This window comes from Arthrobacter sp. MYb23, from assembly GCF_002979775.1.
Taxonomy (GTDB): Bacteria; Actinomycetota; Actinomycetes; order Actinomycetales; family Micrococcaceae; genus Arthrobacter.
Window position 1 is genome coordinate 45,010 of record NZ_PCPR01000015.1, and the last position, 19,334, is coordinate 64,343.

Here is a 19,334-nt window from a genome sequence, read left to right on the forward strand (position 1 = left end):
CGGGCGCCGACTCAGGCAGCGCCGAGCATGGGCCCGAACTTGTGGCGGTCAGCCAAGCGAGGATCCTCCCGGTCCGGAACAACCAGCACGGGGCCCTTGGCGTGGTGCAGGACTCCGTCCGATGTAGAACCCAGCAGCATTCCCGCGAATCCACCGCGGCCCCGTGTACCCAGAACCACCAATTCGACGCTGCGGCTTGATTCAACCAGAACATCAACCGGCGAGCCATCACGGAGATCCGTCTCAATGGTCAGTGAAGGGAAGTGGCTTCTGAGCCACGCAACACCCGCATCAAGCTGGACCCTGATATCCGCAAACAGCGCTTCACGGTCCAACGGGGCCGGAACCCAGGCCAGGGAACCGCTGTATTGGGGAACAGCGCAGATAACGCGGAGCTTGGCTCCCATGCGCTGGGCTTGCTCGGCAGCTTCGAGCACGGCAACGCGTGCTTGTTCGGAGCCGTCAACGCCTACGACAACCATATTTTCCACAGTCCGCGGCCCGGTCTTGGCGTGCTCGGCCTTGATGTGTTTGTCCTCGGTGTTCTCGCCCAGCCTGTCGGCGCAATAGAGCGGTACCGTCACCGTGGGGCATTTGGCGTGTGCAGGCAAGGCACTGCTCACCGAGCCCAGCAGACGTCCGACGAACCCACCGCGTCCCCGGCTGCCGAAGACAAGCAGCGCAGCATCCTCGGAAAGGTCCAACAGGACACCAGCGGCGTCGCCGTTTTCCACGGATGCATCAACGTCGATGGCATATCCGGAGACCTTGTCCAGGGCTTGGCGAACGATCGCATCCGCGCCCTCGCGGATGACGGAATCGTCTACTGTTGCATAGCCGCCATCCAAGCCGGAGGCCGCAAAAATAGGCACGGAGTAAGCCGTGACAATATGCAGCGGAAGCTGACGGCGTTCGGCCTCCCGTGCAGCCCAAACCAAGGCACACTGACCATGCTCTGAACCGTCCACTCCGACGACAATGCCACCTGGTTCCACAACCTGGTCCTGACCGTCCTGTGGCTCTTCACTGTGTCTACCGTGCTGGTCCATGGGGGCCTGCCTCTCCACCTACTGCTTGATGTTCCGGCTATTCTGCCAGAGGTTCCCGGCGTAGAACTTCCTAACTGTGCCATTGTCAATGGCAGGGGCAGGAGAAACTCTGAAATTCCTGCTCCCAATGCTCACTATTCTCGGTCAGCAGTGGCGAATCAAGACGACATTGGCCTATGTGCATAACGGTCAGGGCTCGGTTCCCGGCCGTCGTTATTGCGCTCCCGACGAACAGACCAAACGCGCAGCCAAAGAGGCTATCCATGGCCGAAAAAGTTCGGTAGTGTTCGAGTCACCGAATGGCCGGCAAGGGTGTCTCACAACACACGCCCCGGCCATTTATTTGCGGCCGCTTGGGGAACTCGGACGCGATCCCACGCGCTGCCATAAGGCACACACGTCAAGGAGGAACCAAGCAGTGTCACTCACGCCTGATTCCGCCACGGAACGCACCACCACCGTGGTCATCGGAGCCGGACTGTCCGGCTTGGCAGTTGCCAGCGAACTCAGCCGCTACGGCGTGGGTTCAATCGTTGTGGACGGGTTCGGGGCGTTGTCCGCTTCAGGACCGCCCGTCCATACAGGCATGCTTCAACGTACTGACTCCGCAGATCCCGCAGCAATGCAGGAACGCAATGAGATCCTCCGCCACCTGCGGAACTACGCCGCCAGCCACCACCTGGACGTTCGCAACACCACCCGTGCCGTCCGCCTTGATTTTCTGGGGTCAGATCCCTCCCGGCAGATCGGATATGGCTTGGTGGCCAGCATGACTACGGCGGGCCTGAGGACCGGGCTCCATGCATCCGGCCCCCTCGAATCGAATCCCCGACAGTGGGCGGTCCACACAGCCCATGGCGTCCTCCTGGCAGACCACGTAGTAGTGACACGCTGCGCCCAAAGCCAGTTGCGGCGCATGCTTGCCGAACTTGGCATAGCTGTGGGCCAGAATCTTGCCGCGGCCATGCGAGCCGTGGGCATGCACCTTGTGGGCGTCGGGGACCTCATCACACCGTCCCCCAAGGAAGTGCTGCGGCAAGCCAAGGCAGTGGGCCAGGCGATCTCTACAAAGGTTGCGCTGCCGCCGGGTCCCGGCATCGCCATCGCCTAGCGGATCACAACCGGCAAGCCCCGGGCAGCCGCACCCTCAGGTCCAACAATCACCCCGCAGGCCGCCTGATCCGGCGTCGCACGTCCCGCGATCGGCGTCGCACGTCCCGCGCCCCGCCCCCCAGAGCCAGCCGATCCGGCGTCGCACGTCCCGCACTGAACTTTTCCGAACAGAACTTAACGCCAAAGGCCGGTACCTCCGAAGACGTTGGTCTTCGAAGGCACCGGCCTTTGATCTGAAGCGTGAGGCTTTATGCGCCAGCGCGTACGTAGGTCAGGGGACCCGTTGCGGTCAACCAGCTGATCGGGTGGATGCCCGTCTGGTTGCCGTTGATGCCGCCACTGATGGCCTGTCCGTTGCCGATGTAGATGGCAACGTGGCCGGACTGGACGATCATGTCACCGGGCTGGGGATCGCTAACGACCTTGCCGTAGTTCATGAACTGCATGGGACCGAGGTCGCCTACCGGGATGCCTGCGGAGCCAAGGGCCTTCTCGACCATGGCGGTGCAGTCCTGGAAGATGCCGATCTGTGCGTAAGCCGAAGCAACCATGGCTGCGTTGACTCCGCCAGCGGCGGGGGCAGCAGCTACAGGAGCAGCGGCAACCGGTGCGGCAGCCACAGGAGCAGCAACCGCAGCCTGGGCGGCGACGGGAGCTGTTGCAGCAGCGGTGGTGACGGCTGCCTTCTTGGCTACGGGAGCCTCAACAACAGGAGCCGGCTTTTCGATGACCGGAGCTGCTACGGAAGCAACGGCGGGACGCTCGAAGTTGACGGTAGCCGTCGACAGAGCGGTAACAACTTTGGTGGGTGCCTCGGAGACGGTCTCAGCGACCGTTGCGGGGCTGGAATCGCGCTGAACCGGGGTCTCAGCTGCGTGAGCAGCAATGGAACCGGTCAAAACGAGGCCCGAGGCTGCTGCGATAACAGCTGCCTGACGACCAGCACCTGAAGCGTTGCTGGCGACTGCCTTCGAAATGGAGATGAACGGATTAGGACGTACGCTGTCCGCCTTACGACGGCCGCGAAGAATGCGTGAAGACATGAAAGAGCCTCTCCCGATGCCTGCGAGGTTAGCTGTCGGATTCGGATGGGAGTCACCCGGCCACTATCCCCCGCTGTTCAGCGGAAGCTTCGTGGCTTCACCCCAAGGCACGCTCGAAAGCGGCCTAAATTGGGTTCCCCGTCTCTGCCGTAGGTTTGTCTGCGAACGGATTCCGGACTGCGGCAGAGCTAGGCAATCAGGCCGGAAGTGCCCGCTACGTGGAACAGGCACAGGTACTACCGTACGCGATGATTCCCCCGAAGTCACATTTAAGTAACGGGAAGTGGGCTTCTGGCGTGTCGCGGTGACCGATTCGAGATATTCGCAGCTACGTAGAAAACCTTGTTATTCCGCGGAAGTATCGGCATCCGAGTCGTTTGAAGCCGCCAATTTCCTCCGTGCGGTAACAGCGAGATAAATAACGAGACCCACGGCCACCACAGCCAGCCCCACGATGCTCCACGGGAATGGCTGGGAGGCTTCGGCGGCCGGCTCATTGTTGCTGGCGGTGCCGGGCGCCGCGGTGCCCGCGGTGGGGACCGAAGCTGACGCCGCCGGTGAGGCACCTGCCGTACCACTCGCCGTCGTCGAGCTTGCCGCGGCGGCCGTGAAAGTGAAGGTGCCCTCGATGGGGTGCGAATCGGAGCTGACGACGCGCCAAACCACCGTGAACTCGCCTGCGGGGGCGCCCTCGCGAAGCTTCTGAACGGCCTGGTTGTCGATAATTTCGACCGGACCGTCCGCCCAATTCTCGCCGCCGGCCGTCACGGTTACGCCGGAACCAATGGCGAGGGGGCGGTTGTTGAACGTAATGGAGACCGACGCCGGGACTTCCGCCACGCTGGCACCGTTGGCTGGCGTGGTTGATTCTGCGACGTCGTGCGCGGATGCCGGCACCGCGGAAAACAGCAGGGCGGAAGCAAAGGCAAGAGCAGCGACGACGGCGGCCAGAAGCGGGCGGATGGTACGCATGGGGCGGTTTCTCCTAGTGTTGGCTTCCTTACAGACTAGGCGAATCGTTGGGAGGGCCTGCACCGGACCACATAGGATTTGAGAGCAAACTCCCCTCGATCACCGGAGTCCTCCATGCTTAAACAAGGTTCTGCAGTAGACCGTTACTTCAAGATCTCCGAACGCGGATCCACGTACTCGCGGGAAATCCGTGGCGGCTTCGCGACCTTCTTCGCCATGAGCTACATCGTGGTGCTGAACCCGCTGATCCTCTCCGGGCCTGATTCGAGCGGAGCGTCCCTCGGCTTCACGGCCGTAGCAGCCACTACCGCGTTCGTGGCCGGCATTCTGACCATCCTCATGGGGGCATGGGCCAAGCACCCGTTCGCTGTGGCAACGGGCTTGGGCGTCAACGCGTTCGTGGCGGTCACGGTCGCCTCGCATCCGGGGCTGACCTGGCCGGACATGATGGGCCTGGTGGTGCTGTCCGGCGTCACCATGCTCATCCTGGTGCTCACGGGATTCCGCACAGCCGTGTTCAAAGCCGTTCCGGAGGCCCTCAAGACGGCGATCGTTGTGGGCATTGGCCTCTTCATTGCGCTGATTGGCCTGGTCAACGCAGGATTTGTGCGCCGCATCCCCGACGCCGCCGGCACCACTGTTCCGCTGGGACTGGGCGTGGACGGCAAGCTCCTGGGCTGGCCTACGCTGGTGTTCGCAGTGGGCCTGATCCTGACCATTGCCCTGGTGGTACGCAAGGTCCGGGGTGCCATCCTGATCGGCATCGTCGTGTCCACGGCACTGGCCGCCATCCTCGAATTCACACTCCACATTGGCCCGAGCTTTGACGGCACTAACGTCAACCCCCGCGGCTGGTCCCTGGTGGCCCCCACGCTCACCGAATGGGGCGCACCGGACCTGTCCCTCATAGGCAAGGCAAACCCGTTCGGCGCCTTTGAGCACCTCGGTTTCATCGCTGCAGCTCTGTTGGCGTTCGTGATCCTCCTGAGCATCTTCTTCGACGCCATGGGCACCATGGTGGGCCTGGCCAACGAGGCCGGAACCGTGGATGAGGACGGGAACATCCCCAACGTGGACCGCGTGCTCCAGGTGGACGCGCTCGGAGCGATCGTGGGCGGCGGCGCGTCTGTTTCATCCAACCAGATCTTCGTGGAGTCCGGCGCAGGAATCGGCGAAGGCGCACGGACCGGACTCGCCTCGATTGTCACGGGTGCGCTCTTCCTGGTGGCCATGTTCTTCACTCCCCTGATCAACCTGGTTCCTTTCGAAGCCGTTGCCCCCGCACTGGTGGTTGTGGGCTTCATGATGGTCTCCCAGGTGGGCAAGATTGACTGGCAGGACTGGGGCGTTGGAATTCCCGCGTTCCTGACCATCGCCCTCATGCCGTTCACCTACTCCATCGCCAACGGCCTCGGCGCAGGCTTCATCTCCTTCGTCCTGATCCGCACCTTCCAGGGCCGCGCCCGCGAAGTCCACCCGCTCATGTGGGCTGTGGCTGCTGCCTTCCTGCTGTTCTTCGGCATCGGAACCGTGGAAGAGCTGCTGGGCGTCAAGTAAACGCTCGCCGGGTCCCTGAGAGGGGGAAGTCCGGAGTTTCAGACACTCCCGGGGTTGGATCGCTGGTTTTCGCCGGCGTGTTCGGGTGTGCTTGAAGCATGGAAACAAGCGCCCCCACCGTAGACGTCATTCCCGCGCCGTGGACCGGCCGCTTTGATGGGGACGGCGCCGAGCACCGCCGCTGGTGGCAGGCCATCACGCCGCACACGTCCGCAGCCGCCGCAGCAGGCGCGCGTCCCGCCGTCGTGCTTGGTTTCTGCAGCGACGCCGGCGTCCTCCGCAACAAGGGCCGTGCAGGCGCGGCCAAAGCTCCGGCCGCCATCCGATCGGCGCTTGGTCCGCTGGCGTTCCACCTAGACCGTGACGTGTTCGACGCCGGTGATGTGGTTGTGGAGGACGACTCACTTGAAGCGGGCCAAGAGCGCGCCGGACGCGCCATTTCGGGACTGCTCGACGCCGGAAACCTCACCGTGGTGCTGGGCGGAGGCCACGAAACCGCGTTCGCCAGCTACCTTGGCGTGGCCGGCTCTGAAACGGTGCGCGGCAAGCGGCTGGGTGTGCTGAACCTGGACGCCCACTTTGACCTGCGTGATGAACCCACGCCGAGCTCGGGCACTCCGTTCCTGCAGATGGCCCACGCGGAAGCTGCCGCTGGGCGCGAACTGCAGTACGCCGTCGTCGGAATTTCAGAACCGAACAACACACGAACGCTCTTCGATACCGCCAACCGGCTGGGCGTGAAGTACCTGCTCGATGAACTCTGCTCGCCCGAAGCCGCAGAGGTATTCGTCACTGAATTCCTGGCAGGAGTGGACGTCCTGTACCTGACCATCGACCTTGACGTGATGCCGGCGTCGGTGGCTCCCGGGGTGAGCGCGCCTGCCGCGTATGGCGTGCCTCTGCCCGTGATTAGCGCGATCTGCCGCCAGGTGGCTGCGAGCGGAAAGTTGCTGCATGTGGACATCGCCGAACTGAATCCGGAGTTCGATATTGATTCCAGGACAGCTAAGGTTGCGGCCCGGTTGGTCAACACCTTGCTTGCCTAGATTTCCCGGCCCCTTTTCCAGCCGTCCTCTTCCACTTAGCCTGTGGGGAGGGAAGGACGGCAATGAGCGCAACTCCTGTGCAGGACAAGTGGGCTTGGGTGGCCGGGCCGGCAGCTGTGATTCTGGGACTTACAGCGCACATGGTGGCTGGCGGCAGCGCTCCGGCCGTCCCTGTCCTCTTGGCCTTCGCTGCCATCGGCGCTTTGGCTGCCCAAGTCATGGCCCGTTGGATCCACGGCCCCTTGCTCTTGCTACTGCTGTCCGGGGTGGCGCAGCAACTGCTGCACTTCGGATTCGACGCTTTCGGGGGCTACTTCCCGGGCAGCGGGTTCCTGGACCACCTGCACGGCAGCCAGGCCCTGGCGGACGTGCCCGCCGGGGCAGCCGCCAGCGGAGGCAACGTTCATCTCATGCTCTACACGCACATGGCTGCTGCCATCCTGACGCTGCTTCTTGCTGCGGGAGTTTCAAAGCTGGCGGCACTGCCTTCCAGGCGCCGCGCTGGCAAGGATCCCGCGCTTGTCCGCGGCTCCCGCACTTGAACGTAGCGCTCAACGAACAATCCGCTGATCCGCCGGCTGCCGGACGCACAGCTCGGCAGGTCTCTGGAGGCAACGCGAGGCAACCTGCCCGTAGCCCGGCGACACCACACCGTAGTTCAGGGACATCCTGCGTAGCCCTGCGAAAAGCGGGGAAACCAACTTTGCCGGGTTCACCGTCGGGCCCCTAGTGTCGTTTGCACGTGGTGTACCCGAGAGGCCAGGGAGCTGCCTGCAAAGCAGCGTACGCGGGTTCGAATCCCGCCACCACGTCTTAGGGGCCGCCCACCGTCTCCCGTTCGCGAGATGGCATTTGATGGCAACGTTTGGCCGCTCAAACATTGCCGCTAAGTGCCATCTCGCGGCATTTAAGGTGAGACGCAGGTCACTCACCTGCCAGTCATCTTACAAATTTTCGGTTCCTACCGATTATGATTGATGGGTCGCCCTCGCATGCGGCACGTAATAGGAGGCCCCCAATGACCCCTGCAATGACTGCAGAACGCGAAATTCGCCTGTCCTTTTCCAAGGCAGACGAAATCCACGACGGACTCGACCGCGCCGTGGATGCCCTGATCGAAAACGCAGCAGCAGACGCTAACTGCGGCATTCTGGTGACCCGGCACGAGCCCGGCACCTACACCGTGGCTCTGGACGAATCCGTTCCCTTCGGTCAGACCCGCGAAGTCCTCGCTGCCTGATACCCCCAAAGTATTTCCTGGCAGCGACGCCAAAAACCGGGGCCCGTTCCTTTCCGCATCTACTACCCGCGGAAGGGAACGAGCCCCGGTTTCTGTTTAAGCTGCCCCAACCCAAGTAGGTCGCAATTAAGCGCGTTTTCGGCGCTCAGAACGCGCTCAGCTGCGACTCAGTTGGGTGTCTACGCCCTGCGGAGAGTCACGCCGTCGGACTTCATGAACAGTTCCTTGCCCTCTTCGGTAACGCCCGCGCCGGAGCGCTCAAGCCAAACAACGTTTCCGCTGCTGGAAATCTCCTCGATCCGACCGGCCGCGATGACGTGGGCATATTTGACCACTTCAACGGTCTCCCCCACCTTCAACGTCTTCCAGTCGGTAACCGTAGCCGTGTGAGCGCTTCGCCTGGACAGGACTGCTCCGCGTGCCTTCATTGAACTTCTACCCCTTTGTGGATGTTCTCTGTTGTGTATTGAGTTGTGAACGGTTGACCGTCAAGCCCACAACACCGTTGTTGTGGACGTGACTTACACCATAAGTTTTACTACATTTGCCACGCCCCGGTGATTGCGTTGCGAACAAAGACCGGGACGTGACAAATATGCCCATCAAATGAGCGTTTTATTCGACGTCAGGCCAAAATCCCGACGGCGGATTCGGCGGCCGCACGGACCGCACCGGAGCCAACCAAACGGTCAGCCGCTTCCAGTTCCGGTGACAGGAATCGATCGGTGCCCGGGCCCTGAACCACGTCGCGAAGCACCTCGAGCACTGCCGTACCGGCGGGACCCGGGGTGAGTTCGCCGTCGGACATTTGCGTCCGCATGTCAATGGCGCGGGCGCTGGTGACAAGCTCGACGGCGAGCACCCGGCGGAGGTTCTCCACGGACTTGCGCAGCTTCCGGGCAGCGTGCCAGCCCATGGATACGTGGTCTTCCTGCATGGCGGAGCTCGGGATGGAGTCCACCGACGCAGGAACAGCCAGGCGCTTGTTGTCCGAGACCAGTCCGGCCTGCGTGTACTGGGCGATCATCAGGCCGGAATCAACACCGGGATCCGCAGCAAGGAACGCCGGGAGACCGTGCGAGCGGGCCGGGTCCAGCATGCGGTCCGTACGGCGCTCGGCAATGGAGCTCAGGTCCGCGACGGCGATGGCCAGGAAGTCCAGGACGTAGGCCACGGGGGCACCGTGGAAGTTGCCGTTGGACGTGACGCGGCCGTCCGGGAGGACCACGGGGTTGTCGATCGCTGCGGCGAGTTCGCGGGAAGCGACCAGCGCTGCATGGTCCACGGTGTCGCGGACAGCGCCGGCAACCTGCGGGGCGCAACGCAGCGAGTACGCGTCCTGAACCTTGGTGTCGTTGATCCGGTGGGAAGCGACAATGGACGAGTTGGACAGCACGCGGAGCATGTTGTCCGCGCTGGCAGCCTGGCCGGGGTGCGGCCGCAGTGCTGCATGGAGCTCAGGCAGGAACACCTGGTCCGTACCCAGCAACGCTTCAACGCTGAGCGCGGCGGTGACATCCGCCGTCGCAAGCAACATGCGGATGTCGGCGATGGCCATCAGCAGCATGCCCAACATGCCCTCGGTGCCATTGACGAGCGCCAGGCCCTCCTTCTCGGCGAGGGTTACCGGCTCGATGCCGTGCTGCGCGAGCAGCTCAGCAACAGGCGGCTTGCCAGCGGTTCCGTACAGTTCGCCGTCGGGACCTGCGGCTTCGCCTTCGCCCATGAGGACCAAGGCGCAGTGCGACAGCGGCGCGAGGTCGCCGGAGCAACCCAGCGAACCGAACTCGCGGACCAGCGGGGTGATGCCGGCGTTGAGGACATCCACCATGGTCTGGAGAACCACAGGGCGGACGCCGGTGCGGCCGGAGGCCAAGGTCTTGGCGCGGAGGAACATGATGCCGCGGACCACTTCGCGTTCCACAGCCGGGCCCATCCCTGCAGCGTGACTGCGGATCAGCGACTTCTGCAACTGCGTGCGGAGGTCGTTGGGGATGTGGCGGTTGGCAAGGGCCCCGAAGCCCGTGGAAATGCCGTAGGCGGGGACATCGCTGGTAGCCAGATCATCAATGTGCGCACGCACCTTGGCAACGTTGTCCAGGGCGTCCTGAGAGATGGTCACCTTGGCGTCGTGGCGTGCGACGGCGACCACGTCTTCCGGGGTGACGCCGCTGGAGCCGAGGGTAACGGTGAGCTGTTCGTTGGAGGTAATAGTCATGGTGTTGCCTACTTCTCGTTCATCGGGATACGGACGCCGCGTTCGTTGGCGACCTCGACGGCGCGGTCGTAACCGGCGTCGACGTGGCGGATGACGCCCATGCCGGGGTCGTTGGTCAGGAGCCGTTCAAGTTTCTCTGCGGCGAGGTCGGTTCCGTCAGCGACGGAGACCTGTCCGGCGTGGAGGGACCGGCCAATTCCGACGCCGCCGCCGTGGTGGATCGATACCCAGGTGGCACCGGAAGAGGTGTTGATCAGGGCGTTGAGCAACGGCCAGTCAGCAATCGCATCGGAACCGTCTGCCATGGACTCAGTTTCCCGGTACGGGGAGGCCACAGAACCGGAGTCCAGGTGGTCACGGCCGATTACGATCGGGGCCTTGACTTTGCCTTCCTTCACGAGCTGGTTGAACAGCAGGCCGGCCTTGGCCCGTTCGCCGTACCCGAGCCAGCAAATACGTGCCGGGAGGCCTTCGAACTCCACCCGGTCCGCGGCGGCGTCGAGCCATTTGTGCAGGTGCTTGTTCTCCGGGAACAGTTCCTTGATGGCCTTGTCAGTCACGGCGATGTCTTCCGGATCACCGGACAGTGCCACCCAACGGAACGGGCCGAGGCCCTCGCAGAACAGCGGACGGATGTAGGCCGGGACGAAGCCGGGGAACTCGAACGCGCGCTCGTACCCGCCCTTGCGTGCCTCATCACGGATGGAGTTGCCGTAGTCGAACACCTCAGACCCGGCATCCTGGAACTCCACCATCGCCTGGACCTGGCGGGCCATGGAAGCCTGGGCTTTCTTAGTGAACCCTTCCGGATCAGCCTCAGCCTCGGTGTGCCACTCGGCCACGGTGATGCCCTCCGGCAGGTAAGACAACGGGTCGTGCGCACTCGTCTGGTCGGTGACCACATCAAAAGTCACTTCCCCGGCCTGGTGGCGGCGGAGCAGCTCGGGGAACACCTCAGCGGCGTTGCCCACGTAACCCACGGACCAGCCGCGGCGCTCGTCCTTCGCGGCCTGGACCTTCTTGATCGCGGCGTCCAGATCAGTTTCGACCTCGTCCAGGTAGCGCTTCCCGGCCCGGCGGCGGAGACGGGTTTCGTCCACGTCCACAATCAAGCACGCGCCATCGTTCAGGGTTACCGCCAGCGGCTGGGCCCCGCCCATGCCACCACAACCACCCGTCAAGGTCAGCGTCCCGGCCAACGGGCCCTCCGTGGAACCCTCCGCAGCAGGAGCCGGATGGCGGCCCTCCGCGGCCAGCTTATTGCCAACCGCGGCGAACGTCTCGTACGTGCCCTGCAGGATGCCCTGGGTGCCGATGTAAATCCAGGACCCGGCCGTCATCTGGCCGTACATCATCAAACCCTCGGCCTCGAGACGGCGGAACTCAGGCCACGTAGCCCAATCCCCCACCAGGTTGGAGTTGGCCAGCAGCACACGCGGCGCCCACTCATGAGTACGGAACACACCCACCGGCTTGCCCGACTGCACCAGAAGCGTTTCGTCCTTCTCCATGGACTCAAGAGTCCGGGTGATCGCGTCAAACGCGGCCCAGGAACGAACAGCACGGCCCGTACCGCCATAAACCACCAGATCATCCGGACGCTCAGCGACCTCCGGATCCAGGTTGTTCATCAACATGCGCAACGGCGCCTCGGTCTGCCACGACTTGGCAGTAAGCTCAGTACCCCGGGCGGCCTTGACCGGACGGGCACCAGTAGTGAAATCGGCGGGTGCCATGGTGACTCCTTCGTCTATGGGAAGTGTGTGGTGGAAAGATCTTCTGCTTCTACTAAAGCTCCTTTGTCGAGCGGCCGGAACGGCTTTTGGAAGGGTGCTGTCCGGAATTACAGACATGCTTAGCCCTCGCATTTACTCGGCAATGAGCGCATGCTGGACCCATGGCAACGTACCGGGTGACAACCCTCGTCTCGGCGCCGCCCCAGCGCGTCTTCGCGGTGTGGACGGACCTGGATCGGTTCTCCGAATGGATCGGAGGAGTCACCCGCGTCACCCATCGGGTTGGCCCGCCCAACCAGGCCGGCAGCCGTTACACGGTGTGGTTTGGACGTATGGCAAGCCCTACGGAAATCCTCGCCGCAGAGCCGCCGCGGCACATCCGCACTCGTTTCGGTAATGCGATCCTGAAGGGCGAGTCAGATGTGAGATTTACGGCCGAGGGCCAGGGCACACGCATCGACCAGGAGTTCGTCACCCGTGGCTTCATCGCCGGGATTTTCGGACGGCTTTTCGCCCTGGGTTCCTACAAAGGCAGCTTCCAAGGCGAGCTGGAGACCTTCAGGAAACTCGTCGAGAAGGAAGCCAGCGGGCAAGACTAAGCACCACGTCAGGCCCCCGGACGGCCGTGGATTCGCACCGACAGTTCGTCGGCGGCCTTGCGGATGCGTGCAGCAAGGACCGGCCACTGCTCAGCTGGCACTTTGTCCTCCAGGAACGTGACGGCCACTGCCGCCGTCGGCCAGCCAACATGGTCCGTCACAGCGGCAGCTATGGAGCAGAATCCCGGCGTGATTTCGCCGTTTTCCGTGGCGTAGCCACGGAGCCGCACTTGGTCCAAGTGCGACGACAACGCCGAATACTTCATGATGGGGAACTCCACCTCGTGCCGCGATGTGAAGGCGGCAGCGTTCGGATACAGGGCGCGGACCTGCGACTTTGGCAGGGCGGCCAGGATCGCCCGGCCCGTCGCCGTGAGGTGGCTGGGCAGGCGGACCCCGACGTCGGTCACCAGGCTGGGGCGATTCTTGGCGCGCTCCTCCACGATGTAGAGAACGTCCCGGCCGTGGAGCACCGCCAAGTGGGCGCTCTCCCCGATCACATCCACCAGGGAAGCGAGCATCGGACGTCCCAGCCGGGACAAGGGTTCCTGACGCGAGTACGCCGAACTGAGTTCGAACGCGCTGATGCCCAGACCGTAGCGCTGTTCCTCGTGCAGATGCAGGACGAACCCGTTCGCCTCCATGACGCCGAGCAGGTGATACACGCTGGATCGCGGCAAACCCAGCGCAGTGGCGATGTTCGACGCCGCCATGGGACCGCGGCGCGAAGCCAACAGTTTCAAAATCCGCAGCGTATTTTCGGCCGCCGGGACTTTGGACGTGGCTTTGCCTGGTGCGGTTGGCGTCGTTGTCATGGTTCCTCGCTGCTGGGCTGCTTACGGGATGCCGGAGCTGTCCGGTATCCCGTACTCAAGCGTGCACCTTTCGCTAGGCAATGACCAGCACCGGGCCGCCGGGAGTGTCCGGAATACCGGACTTAGCAGGAGACAGGTCCCCATGGCCGCTGTTGGCGCTCAATATCGGAGGAGAACAGCGGCAAGAATCCCGGCGGCTAACCACATGGGCCCACACCCGCGCGATGTCGTGGTCAGATCACAGACCCGCAACTTCGAAGCCGAATTCGCGAATACATGCTGTCGCGAGGGATGTGACTGAGTCCATGATGGGCAGGACTTGGGCTGCTTGATTCGTTATCAGTGGGATTTCCGTGCAGGCTGCGATCGCGATGTCGGCGCCGTCCCTCTGCAGCGTCTCGGCAGCTGCTCTGATCAGCTGTACTGCTTTGTCGAGGGGTTCCCCCTGTTTAACGAGTCGAATGGCTTCGTCCACCATGGTGCGTTGGTCATGTTCGGAGACATGACGAACTCCTAGCCCGATCTCGGCTGCCGCCGTTTCATAAAGACGGGCGCGTCTCGTCCCCCGGGTTCCGAGAATTCCGATGCACTTTGCGTCTGGATGGAGCTTGACTGCGTCTGCCACGGTTGCCCGAATCATGTCGACAATCTTCAAGGGAGTCTCAGCCTGCAGCTCGGGCAGGAACGCGTGAGCGGTATTGCATGGAATGGCCACAGCCCTGGCGCCTGCTTGCTCAAGCGCGTTGATTCCCTTGGCCATCATCCATACCGGGGATCGCCCTCTTCCGAGAAGGAAGTCTGTTCGATCAGGCACCCGTGGGTCAGCCCAGATCACAACAGGCAGGTGTTGTTGGTCTGTTTGAGCGGCTGTCAGCGAGGCAATCGTCTGATAGAAATGGGCGGTTGCCAGCGGACCCATGCCACCAAGAACTCCCAGGAGTCGTCCGTCAGGTGCACCACGGCCCAAGGGGACCGCCGTATGGTTCTGCACGAGTGAGGCTGAAGTTCTCCGCTTCACTTGGTCGATCCACGAAACAGACTGGAATGCGGAAACGCGTGAGCCGTGCGGCCCCACGGGAGAGACACTGTTGTTGCGCTCAGTATTGCGTCCAGCACGCTTTCTTCAACGCTGTCCATAACGGCATCGAAGACCTCGTCCAGTTCCTGCGGGTTCAGGGCCCGGCCGGGAGCGGTTTGAGTTGTGAAGGAAACCGCGTAGTCGCCACTGCCGTGGGAATAGGCCGCGCCTGTGCGTCCCAACCCGAAGACCCCGCGACGGGCTATGCGGGCCAATTCACTGGCTGAGCATGGGAAATCGGTGGCAACCACTACCACACAGGAGCCGTCTGCGTTGCTCGGACCCGAGACTGGCAGACCGATCGATTCCGGAGTGATCCGCGTGCCTTCCAGGCGGAGTTCGCCGGCCATGTTGGCTTGCACCAGCACTCCAACGGTACGTTTGCTTCCCTGGATGGTGACTTCGCGGGATGCTGAGCCTATTCCGGCTTTGAATCCTAAGGCGCATGCACCCGTTCCCCCTCCTTTGTTTCCCATGTCAACTGGTGCCGGACCGGCTGTGTTGAGTGCTGCGAAGACGTCATCGGGTGTGACCGGCCGATCTGCACCGAGGGATAGCCAGGAGTCGTTGATCTCTCCAATGACAGGATTGATCGAGGTCAGGCGGGTTGGATTGCGCTCCTGAAGCCATGTGATCAATGAATCGGCTACCCGAAATGTCGACAATGTCGAGGTCAACAGGATGGGCGTTTCAATCGTTCCCAATTCCTGGATCTGGGTCGCGCCAACGAACTTTCCATAGCCGTTGCCGGCAAAGAAACCGGCCGGTAAGGGGCTGCAAGCCGCTAAGTCGCGGTGCACCACCGCCGTAACGCCGGAATGGATTCCTTGGTTGGCGTCGGTAAGCGTGGCATGACCCACAAGCACACCCTCGACATCCACCAGTGAATTAGTCGGTCCCGGCGTGCCTTTACCGAAGCTCAGCCCGTAGTTACGGGCTCGTTTAGAAGTCGTTTCATCCTGACTTCGAGTAAAGGCAGGTAATTCTTTTGAGTCCTCTGCTGATTTCATTTCTTAAATGTCCGCGATAAGCGGAGCCGCCGCCTCGTCGAAGTAGACGATTTAGAGCCACATGCCTCGTTGCGGTCACCGAATACGCAGAAGCATTCAGCCGTTCCCGATCCCCGAGGCCATCAGCCGCAACTGCAGCATGAGAGCAAGCCTTTGTTCTGGATCCGTGAGATCAATTGCACCCACCTCGGCAACCCGCTTGAGCCGGTAGCGAAATGTATTGGTGTGAACGAAGGCCTTGGCGGATGCCGCGGCGACGTCACCGAAGGCGTCGAGCCAACACTGAAGCGTCTCGAGCAGCTGGCCGCTGTGCTCGGCGTCATATCGCACAAGGCGGGCTATCGGGCCAGATATTTCGTCTCCTCTGGCCAGGACCATGTCACCGAGTTCTAACAGCAGGGCATCAACCTGGACGTCGGCTATGGAAGCAACCGCACCCGGAACGGCCCGTGACAGGAGGACCCTGACAGCGCGGTCCGCACCCGTTTGTGAACGGTGCAATCCACTGATATCCGTAGCTAAAGGACCGATTCCTATGACTCCCGGCACTTTGGAACCGGTACGGGCAAGGAATGCGGATGCTACTCTTGCCGCCCGGTCTTCGGCTGAGTCCGGATCTCCCGGCATCGGCAGAATCCCATATGCGATGTCGCCGATGAGAGACACTGCTGAACGTGACTGAATGGCACTGAGATGCATGGCGAGGGCGTCAGCAACCCGATGGCGTTCAGCAACGAACCGCGCCTGTCCAATGGTGTCAGCCCGGTCTGGCTCCTGTTGGACCAGCCCCAGCGCGATGACAACCAGCTTCTGCCCCAGAAGGCCGAGCCGGGCCACCGCTTCCGGAGCGCCGGCGCCGCCCTCAAGTGCGGTTGACATGAGCTCTGAACGTACTCTGCGTTCCACGTCTGCCCCGACTCTGTTCCGCAGCAGGTGCAGCGAGACCAGCTTCGCAGCATCCACGAAAGCCTGGGTTCTTTCAGCATTCAACGGACTGCTGACAACGGCCCAGATCGATCCAAGAATCTCTTCGCCAGCCTTAACGGCTACCGCAACACGAGGCAGCCTGATGCCTTCAGCGTCCGTATCGTCAGGATTTAAGTAGACCGGCGCACTTCCCTTGTAGAGATCACCGATAATGCCTGACCTATTCAGGGCATCAGCGAATCGTTGTGGCACCTGACGTCCAAGAATCGTTTCGACCCGTGACGGATCTCCCTCATCCTGCCGTCCCGAGAATGCGAGAACATTGAAGCCTCGATCCTCAATTGTCACGGGCGCATCCAGCAAGGCAGCGATAGCATTCGCCAATGCGAACAGATCCCCGGACGGCATTCCGCCCAGCGTTTGTGGAGATTCATCACCAACGTCATCTTCTGCCAACAGAATCCGTAGCATCGCCGCCACTTGCGACCACGAGGCGCCCTCTGTTAGGCCCAGCAGTAGGACTCCTGAGGCACGGACAGCCGCCAACAGGTCAGGTGTTTTGTCTACTGGTGAGCGGACAATGAGGGCGGCGGCATCATGCTCGCCAAGTTTGCGTAGGAGTGACACGATCTCCTCGGGATCATGCACACCAACGCCCAGTACCACTGCCCTGGGAGCAAGGCTGAGTTCGTCGGCCCGGTCGTAGATAGTGATGCCGCCCAGGTCGCTGGTCGCGTTTGCGCGACCAGCGACCAACTCCAGCAGCGTGTCTCCCAAATCACTGAGGATGCGGGTGAGGCTGGTCTGGGGCTTGAAGGACATTGGGCTTAGCACGTCTCCAATATAATGGAATCCGCATGAGCATCACTGGGAGAATTATACCAACTTTGCGGTTATTTTCGTTGATATCAACGAGGCCTATGCCCCGATGTTCTCCGAGCTGAGGGTAAATTCTTGAAGTCGATCCTCCAGAGGGGCTACCCCTAGGCCCGGGCCATTCGGAACGGTCAGGCCTCCATTCTCGAGAACAAAGGGTTCGGTCACGTCGTCGATGTAGAAGCGGTTTGAAGCGGATACGTCACCTGGAAGCGTAAACCCGGGGAGCGCTGCAAGGGCCACGTTGGCAGCCCTGCCTAAGCCGGTTTCGAGCATGCCTCCGCACCACACCGGGACACCGAGGGCAACGCACACGTCATGGATGCGCCGAGCCTCAAGATATCCGCCCACTCGCCCCGGCTTGATGTTGACGATCTCGCATGCCCCAAGCTTGATGGCTGCCGCTGCCGTACTGGCGGATACGATCGATTCGTCCAGGCAGATAGGTGTCCGGATTTTTCTCGCCAGCTCGGCGTGCCCAACCACATCTTCTTCGTCGAGCGGCTGTTCAATCAGCAACAGGTCGAAGGCATCAAGTTTGGCCAATTGGTGGGCGTCGCCCAACGTATACGCCGTGTTTGCGTCCACTTGAAGCAATACGTCATCACCGAACTTCTCTCGAACTGCACGGACGGGCGCAAGGTCCCAGCCTGGTTCGATCTTGAGTTTGATCCGCGCGTAGCCGTCGCTCAGGTACTTGCCTACGACTTCAAGCAGTTCCGGAACCGAATCCATGATTCCGACTGAAACTCCGCTTGGGACATGTGTGCGGACTGCGCCGAGACTGCTCGCGAACGAGATGTTCTGGTTCCGGAGCTCGGCGTCCAGAACGGCCATCTCCAGCGCGGCTTTGGCCATCCTGTGACCCTTGTATTTGTGGAGCCTGGGTCCCACGGCGTTGGCCGTGACCTCGCCCATGGCAAGGAGGTCCGGGATGAGGAATCGTCGCAGGACGTCTTCGACTGCATCGACGTATTCAGATGAGTAGAGCGGGTCTGACATGGCAACGCATTCGCCCCAACCATCCCCACCGGGCGTTCGCACGCGCAGGAGTAGCATCTCCCTCTCATGCTGTGTTCCGAACGACGTGCGAAACGGTGCCACCAAGGGCATCTGGATTCGCCGGATTTCAACGGCCTCGATTTTCATGAATTACTTTCCTTTCGTCACGATGTAGCTGCCTGTTGCTGGATCAAATCCCTCGACGCGGCCGCCACGGGAGAGGAAGCCGGTGAGAACTTCACGCACCGCAGTCCGCCACTCGCGTCCAAGTCCCGGGTCCAGGTGCCGAACTTTTTCGATGTCTTCCGGAACTCCGACCGAAAGCCTCGACGCGTCGGTCACGGTGAGCTGAGGCTGGCCGGCGCTGCCCACGGTGAGTGCGGGAACGCTGTCCTGCTCCGCCATGTGTGGGTTACTCGTCCCCGGCGTTGCATCGCAGCGCCGGACCACGCCCGGGCTCGCCAGGTCCCATTCCAGGAGAAGCCGGTCTGAGTCGTCGCTTCCGTTGATGTCATCGAGCATCGGCCCGTAGTAGTTGACCAGATACTTCGAAGCCATACCGCCAAGTTTGTGAAAGTTAAAGAAGGCGTTCCGGCGAACCAGAGGGTCAAATGTCCACGTGATGGTGTCTACTTGGCTCTCCAATGCGTGTGCTCGCTGGTCCAGCTTCAGCGCATAACCGACGTTTCGGCCGCGGGCGTTGCCGCTGACTCCGGCGATGTGGCTGTGCATGCTCCGAGATTCCGGTGGCCCCCAGAACCCGACACAGGCACCAACGAGTTGCCCTGTTTGGAACGCACCCGAGACGTAGCTGTCGGCGGAGCTGATACCGCGGAGCAGGTCTTTGGCCATGAGTGAGGATCCGGATTCCGGCCGCCAAATTGAATCGAAGAGAGCTTCGCATGCGATGAAGTCGTCGAGATGACTCAAGGGTCGTATCGCAACATTGGCGAGCGAGGCCGCGCGCATCGCGGACTGACGCGCATTGGACGTGCGGTCCAGGGCAGGATTTGAGGGGTTTGAAGTGATTTGCGACATAGGTTGAGCTTGGTT

Annotated in this window: 18 protein-coding genes, 1 tRNA gene and 1 riboswitch; of the genes, 7 read left to right on the forward strand and 12 right to left on the reverse strand. The window is 62.2% G+C overall.

Annotated elements, in window-relative coordinates; all coding sequences use genetic code 11:
- Window positions 1-11: 11 nt before the first annotated feature.
- On the reverse strand, window positions 12-1,049 hold the full coding sequence (locus CQ020_RS15380) for a universal stress protein (protein WP_105692638.1): 1,038 nt from the start codon (window positions 1,047-1,049) through the stop codon (window positions 12-14).
- Between the two features lie 418 nt (window positions 1,050-1,467).
- On the opposite strand from CQ020_RS15380, the gene CQ020_RS15385 reads away from it, so the two are divergent.
- Complete coding sequence (locus CQ020_RS15385) at window positions 1,468-2,160, forward strand: FAD-binding protein (protein ID WP_105692639.1); 693 nt, start codon at window positions 1,468-1,470, stop codon at window positions 2,158-2,160.
- Window positions 2,161-2,410: 250 nt separating this feature from the next.
- Here the strand turns inward: CQ020_RS15385 and CQ020_RS15390 are convergent, their stop codons facing one another.
- Window positions 2,411-3,205 carry an NlpC/P60 family protein gene (locus CQ020_RS15390; protein ID WP_105692640.1) on the reverse strand — a complete coding sequence of 265 codons (795 nt, stop codon included), beginning with the start codon at window positions 3,203-3,205 and terminating at the stop codon, window positions 2,411-2,413.
- Between the two features lie 3 nt (window positions 3,206-3,208).
- Window positions 3,209-3,400, reverse strand: a riboswitch (cyclic di-AMP (ydaO/yuaA leader).
- A 150-nt stretch (window positions 3,401-3,550) separates the two neighbouring features.
- Window positions 3,551-4,177: a copper resistance CopC family protein gene (locus CQ020_RS15395; protein ID WP_105692641.1), complete on the reverse strand. Its 627-nt coding sequence runs from the start codon at window positions 4,175-4,177 to the stop codon at window positions 3,551-3,553.
- A gap of 114 nt (window positions 4,178-4,291) precedes the next feature.
- Between CQ020_RS15395 and CQ020_RS15400 the strand changes: the two genes are divergently transcribed.
- The 5 genes from CQ020_RS15400 to CQ020_RS15420 all read left to right on the forward strand — a co-directional run bounded on the left by CQ020_RS15400 (window position 4,292) and on the right by CQ020_RS15420 (window position 8,020).
- The gene (locus CQ020_RS15400) at window positions 4,292-5,734 is read left to right on the forward strand and encodes an NCS2 family permease (RefSeq protein WP_105692642.1); all 1,443 of its coding nucleotides are present in this window, start codon (window positions 4,292-4,294) and stop codon (window positions 5,732-5,734) included.
- Between the two features lie 98 nt (window positions 5,735-5,832).
- Window positions 5,833-6,780, forward strand: coding sequence for a formimidoylglutamase (gene hutG, locus CQ020_RS15405; RefSeq protein WP_105692643.1), 948 nt, complete (start codon window positions 5,833-5,835; stop codon window positions 6,778-6,780).
- Window positions 6,781-6,842: 62 nt separating this feature from the next.
- A complete protein-coding gene (locus CQ020_RS15410) occupies window positions 6,843-7,322 on the forward strand; it encodes a hypothetical protein (protein ID WP_105692644.1) in 480 nt (159 codons plus the stop codon).
- 199 nt (window positions 7,323-7,521) lie between these two features.
- A tRNA-Cys gene (locus CQ020_RS15415) sits at window positions 7,522-7,592 on the forward strand.
- 206 nt (window positions 7,593-7,798) lie between these two features.
- Window positions 7,799-8,020, forward strand: coding sequence for a hypothetical protein (locus CQ020_RS15420; protein ID WP_105692645.1), 222 nt, complete (start codon window positions 7,799-7,801; stop codon window positions 8,018-8,020).
- Between the two features lie 179 nt (window positions 8,021-8,199).
- Here CQ020_RS15420 and CQ020_RS15425 read toward each other — a convergent pair whose 3' ends face one another.
- The 3 genes from CQ020_RS15425 to CQ020_RS15435 form a co-directional block, all read right to left on the reverse strand.
- Complete coding sequence (locus tag CQ020_RS15425) at window positions 8,200-8,448, reverse strand: hypothetical protein (RefSeq protein ID WP_105692646.1); 249 nt, start codon at window positions 8,446-8,448, stop codon at window positions 8,200-8,202.
- Window positions 8,449-8,645: 197 nt separating this feature from the next.
- On the reverse strand, window positions 8,646-10,238 hold the full coding sequence (gene hutH, locus CQ020_RS15430) for a histidine ammonia-lyase (RefSeq protein WP_105692647.1): 1,593 nt from the start codon (window positions 10,236-10,238) through the stop codon (window positions 8,646-8,648).
- A gap of 8 nt (window positions 10,239-10,246) precedes the next feature.
- Window positions 10,247-11,974 carry a urocanate hydratase gene (locus tag CQ020_RS15435; protein ID WP_105692648.1) on the reverse strand — a complete coding sequence of 576 codons (1,728 nt, stop codon included), beginning with the start codon at window positions 11,972-11,974 and terminating at the stop codon, window positions 10,247-10,249.
- A gap of 161 nt (window positions 11,975-12,135) precedes the next feature.
- Here CQ020_RS15435 and CQ020_RS15440 point away from each other — a divergent pair, with 161 nt between their 5' ends.
- Window positions 12,136-12,573, forward strand: coding sequence for an SRPBCC domain-containing protein (locus CQ020_RS15440; RefSeq protein ID WP_105692649.1), 438 nt, complete (start codon window positions 12,136-12,138; stop codon window positions 12,571-12,573).
- 8 nt (window positions 12,574-12,581) lie between these two features.
- Here CQ020_RS15440 and CQ020_RS15445 read toward each other — a convergent pair whose 3' ends face one another.
- From CQ020_RS15445 to CQ020_RS15470, 6 genes are all read right to left on the reverse strand, one after another.
- The gene (locus CQ020_RS15445) at window positions 12,582-13,388 is read right to left on the reverse strand and encodes an IclR family transcriptional regulator (RefSeq protein ID WP_105692650.1); all 807 of its coding nucleotides are present in this window, start codon (window positions 13,386-13,388) and stop codon (window positions 12,582-12,584) included.
- A 238-nt stretch (window positions 13,389-13,626) separates the two neighbouring features.
- A complete protein-coding gene (locus CQ020_RS15450) occupies window positions 13,627-14,379 on the reverse strand; it encodes an aspartate/glutamate racemase family protein (RefSeq protein WP_219844541.1) in 753 nt (250 codons plus the stop codon).
- Between the two features lie 23 nt (window positions 14,380-14,402).
- Window positions 14,403-15,476, reverse strand: a complete 1,074-nt coding sequence (locus CQ020_RS15455) for a P1 family peptidase (protein WP_105692651.1) — start codon at window positions 15,474-15,476, stop codon at window positions 14,403-14,405.
- Between the two features lie 96 nt (window positions 15,477-15,572).
- Window positions 15,573-17,225: a CdaR family transcriptional regulator gene (locus CQ020_RS15460; protein WP_105692652.1), complete on the reverse strand. Its 1,653-nt coding sequence runs from the start codon at window positions 17,223-17,225 to the stop codon at window positions 15,573-15,575.
- 96 nt (window positions 17,226-17,321) lie between these two features.
- A complete protein-coding gene (gene menC, locus CQ020_RS15465) occupies window positions 17,322-18,428 on the reverse strand; it encodes an o-succinylbenzoate synthase (protein WP_105692653.1) in 1,107 nt (368 codons plus the stop codon).
- A gap of 3 nt (window positions 18,429-18,431) precedes the next feature.
- Window positions 18,432-19,319, reverse strand: a complete 888-nt coding sequence (locus CQ020_RS15470; RefSeq protein WP_105692654.1) for a GNAT family N-acetyltransferase — start codon at window positions 19,317-19,319, stop codon at window positions 18,432-18,434.
- Window positions 19,320-19,334 lie beyond the last annotated feature (15 nt).